Annotated in this window: 1 protein-coding gene; it reads left to right on the top strand. The window is 40.8% G+C overall.

Annotated features, from left to right (window positions below; translation table 11 throughout):
* Nucleotides 1-693: 693 nt before the first annotated feature.
* Nucleotides 694-4,368: DUF11 domain-containing protein (locus tag RG963_RS16125; protein ID WP_310577301.1), on the top strand; the 3,675-nt coding region annotated here is incomplete at its 3' end.

Below are 4,368 nucleotides of genomic sequence, written 5' to 3'. Positions count from 1 at the left end.
ATTTAAAGGAATTAGATAGCATGTCACTACCTTTGATTTTCCTTTTTATTTTATTATTATCCTTAGCAGATATTTTTTGCAACGGAACCCACTTCAGAATAGTACACTTCAGAATATTACTTTTTTGATTCGTTTCTTTCCATATCTGTTCAATGACCTAACGTTATGCAGATATTACTAAAGGTTCTTCCACCCCTGATATTTTGCCATCAATATTATATTAATCCAAGCCACTAAATAAATTTATATAGTTATATAGCGAGTAACTCTATATGAAAGTTATAACAGTTTAACTGTTACAATGTTCGCAGCCGATCTCTAAACCCGTTTTATTCCCACAAGATCATGATTTATTTTTACATGATCACAACTTTGAATTATTATTTAAAATGTTAATTCAAAAAACAAATATTGAATTTTGTGGTCGGCTTTCCTAAAAATATTGATTTTTTAAATTCACTCCCGCAATATGGTTCAAATTCATGGGATGGAAACAGAGGTATAGAACAAATGAACACAAATAAAGCAAATCTCGCTTTTATAATAACTGTATTAACATCTTTAGTACCATACAAGAGTAATGCCACCGCACTGAGGAACAAATCTAAAAACACTCATTTGCATTTCGGTATACCTCGGCTCAAGCCCATGATATCGGTAATGTTGATACTAATTTTGAGCATGACCGTCTTAATGAGTGTAGTACCTTTTGAAGCTCAGGCTGGACGCAATGCTTATAACTTGAAATGGTATGCCGCCGATCCTAAGATAAACAACGCTCCTTATTTGCCGACTTATGCGAGGCTGACACCGGCATCACTTCCTTCTCCCGGACTTGCCGGGAGGTATGCAGATCCTCTTGCTAATGCTGTGGCATATGGTCCTACTTCTTCTGATCTTGACACGGTGACATCTCTTGCACCTCATGATATTGCTCTTGGCCAGATAGTGCCGTTTGAGATAGTGATAGAAGTCGGCGGTAGTACATCTCCTGAGAACGGGATGATCGAGTTCACAACCAGTTTCGACACCAACACAACATCGGGTGATGACTTCGGATACGATCCGACTTATATGGTGTACGCCGCTTTCGTTGATACCGCAGATGCCCGTACAATAGATCAGGGAAATAATGCTAAAGTAGATAGTTACACTTCGAACCTCATAGGCAGCGGAAATTCCCAGCAGATTGAGGGTACATTCAGTATATCAGGCCTCGATGATGGTGATCGGGCAGTTGTTGAGATTTGGGTTGTCCTCAAGTCGAGACTCCCAGCTAGTCCCTCAGGCAATGTGCGAACAAAGTTGGAAAGCTCAAATACTGCCAGTGGCGACGCAATCAATGTCGGAACACAGATCGTTCCCCTTTTAAGAGTAGAAGAGTTCGCCTCAAACATTGCCGATATTTCAGTTATGAAGACCGACATTCCTGATCCTGTGATCACGGGGCAAAATCTTACTTATGATCTGGTGGTAACGAACAATAACCCTGACACTGTTGCAAATGGGGTTGTGGTCACAGATAAGCTCGATAACAATACATCTTTTGTTTCAGCCATCGGTGCCCCGTACACAGTTAGCGGGAATAATGTAACCTTCGATGTTGGTGCATTGAACCCCCTTCAATCAATGAAAATAACTATAGTCGCTTTGATTTCCAATACAGCACCGACATCTACAGACCCATCTACTAACTCGGAGAATGGTACTGCAGGTCTTCGACCTACAGTGTTTGACCTGTGCAATGACGTTTCATTGACTGCTATTACTGGCGATTCCAACATAACTAACAATACTTACTACCAGCCAACGAACGTTTTACCGGTTTTACCTAATCCGGTTTACATCATTGACAAAAAAATCATAGATGTTGCAGGAAGAGGACCGGAAGGAAATATAACAGCAGCAGGAGATGTCATTACTTACGAGGTTGACGTGAATAATACAGGAAACGTTAATCTGACAAATGTAAACGTTAATGATTCTCTTATTAATTTGATAGGCCCATTTGAGTCTCTTAATTCTAATGGAGTTATGGAGGTAAGAGAAACCTGGGTTTACACTGGGAATTACACTGTTACTCAGGCAGAAATAAACAGTAATGGTGGCGGGAACAAATTAATTACAAATACGGCAACTGTTGACTGTGATGAACTGGGCCCAAAGTCAGACTATGTTGAAGTACCCTTAACAGGAATACCGGTTTACATCATTGACAAAACTGTTATTGATGTTGCAGGAAGAGGACCTTCAGCAAATGTATCAAAAGCTGGGGACGTAATTACTTATAATATTCAAGTGAGGAATGTTGGGAATACTGACCTGACAAATTTAAGCGTTACTGACACCCGGATTCACCTGACAGGACCAAGCGGAGATAATTCTTCCCCTGGAATCCTGAACATAGGAGAATCCTGGAACTACACTGGGAATTACACGGTAACTCAGGAAGAAATAAACAGTAATGCCGGAGGGACAAAAGTAATTTCAAATACAGCGACTGTTGATTGTGATGAACTGGGTCCAAAGTCAGACTATGTTGAAGTGTCACTAAAAGGAATACCGGCTTATGTCATTCGCAAAACTTTTACTGATGTTGCTGGAAAAGGACCGGCAGGAAATGTAACAAAAGCTGGGGACGTAATTACTTATAATATTCAAGTGAGGAATGTTGGAAATACTGACCTGACAAATGTAAGCGTTACTGACACTTTGATCAATCTTACAGGGCCTACAGAGTCTCTGATTGCTGATGGAATTCTGAAGGTATTAGAAACCTGGACTTACACTGGGAATTACACGGTAACGCAGGAAGACATAGACAGTAATGGCGGAGGGGATCAATTAATTGAAAATACGGCAACCGTTGATTGTAATGAGCTTGATCCAAAGTCAAGCACTATTGAAGCACCAATAGGAATACCGGCTTACATCATAGACAAAGTTGTTCTTGATGTTGCAGGAAGAGGGCCATTAGGACATGTAAGTAAAGCTGGGGATCTCATTACTTATCAGATTCAAGTGAGTAATGTTGGAAACGTTGAGCTTACAAATATAAGCGTTGCTGACCCCCTGGTTAACCTGATAGGACCAGCAGAGTCCGTGAATGCTGATAAAATTCTGCAGACATCCGAAATCTGGACTTACTCTGGGAATTACACGGTAACTAAGGAAGACATAAGCAGCAATGGAGGAGGGGACGGATTAATTGATAATACGGTAACTGTTGACTGTGATGAACTGAATCCAAAGTCACACACTGCTGAAGTACCAATAGAAATACCTGCTTATATCATTGACAAAATCATTACAGATGTTTCAGGAAAAGGACCATCAGGAAACGTAACAAAAGCAGGAGATGTCATAAGGTACCAAATTAGAGTGAGTAATGCTGGAAACATTGCCCTGACAAATGCAAGCGTTACTGACTCCCTGATTCCCCTAAAAGATCCAGTAGAGTCCCTGAACCATGATGGAGTTCTGGAGGTATTAGAGACCTGGACTTACATTGGGAATTACACGGTAACCCCGTTAGACATAAGTAGCAATGGTGGAGGGAGTGGATTAATTGAAAATACGGCAATCGTTGACTGTGATGAGCTGGATCCAAAATCAAAAACTGCTGCAGCATCCATGATAATACCGGCTTACACTATTGACAAAACCATTACTGATGTTGCTGGAAAAGGGCCTTCAGCAAATGTAAGAAAAGCTGGGGACCCCATAAGTTATCAAATTAAAATAAGTAATGTTGGAAACGTTGACCTCTCCAATATAGTCGTTACTGATTCTCTAATTAACCTTACAGGAAAAACCGGAGATGATGCACCTCTCGAAATCCTTAATGTAGGAGAGAACTGGATCTATACCGGAACTTACGCTGCCACTCAAGCAGATCTAAACAGTAAAGGTGGTGGGGATGGTTTCATCAACAATACAGCAACTGTTGATTCTGATCAGCTGGATCCGAAAAGTGACAGTGAAGCTGCTCCGATAATCCAGAGTCCTGATTACACTATTGACAAAATCGTTACAGATGTTGCAGGACATGGAGCTTCAGCAAATATAACATCAGCTGGCAATATAATCAGTTACCAGATTAACGTAAACAATACTGGAAACATTGATCTTACAAATGTAAATGTCACTGATCCTCTGCTTGGAAATATCACAGGTCCAGCTGGAGACAATTCTCCATCAGGAATCTTGAATGTTGGAGAGAACTGGACCTTCACCGGAACCTACACTGTTAGTCAGGAGGACCTAAACAGTAATGGTGGCGAGGATGGTTTCATCAACAATACAGCAACTGTTGATTCTGATGAGCTGGATCCGAAAAATGACAGCGAAGCTGTTCCGATAACCCGG

It is taken from the genome of Methanosarcina baikalica (assembly GCF_031461075.1).
GTDB classification, from domain to species: Archaea; Halobacteriota; Methanosarcinia; order Methanosarcinales; family Methanosarcinaceae; genus Methanosarcina; species Methanosarcina baikalica.
Note: the sequence above shows the minus strand (reverse complement) of the source record. Positions and strands in the feature narration are given on the sequence as shown.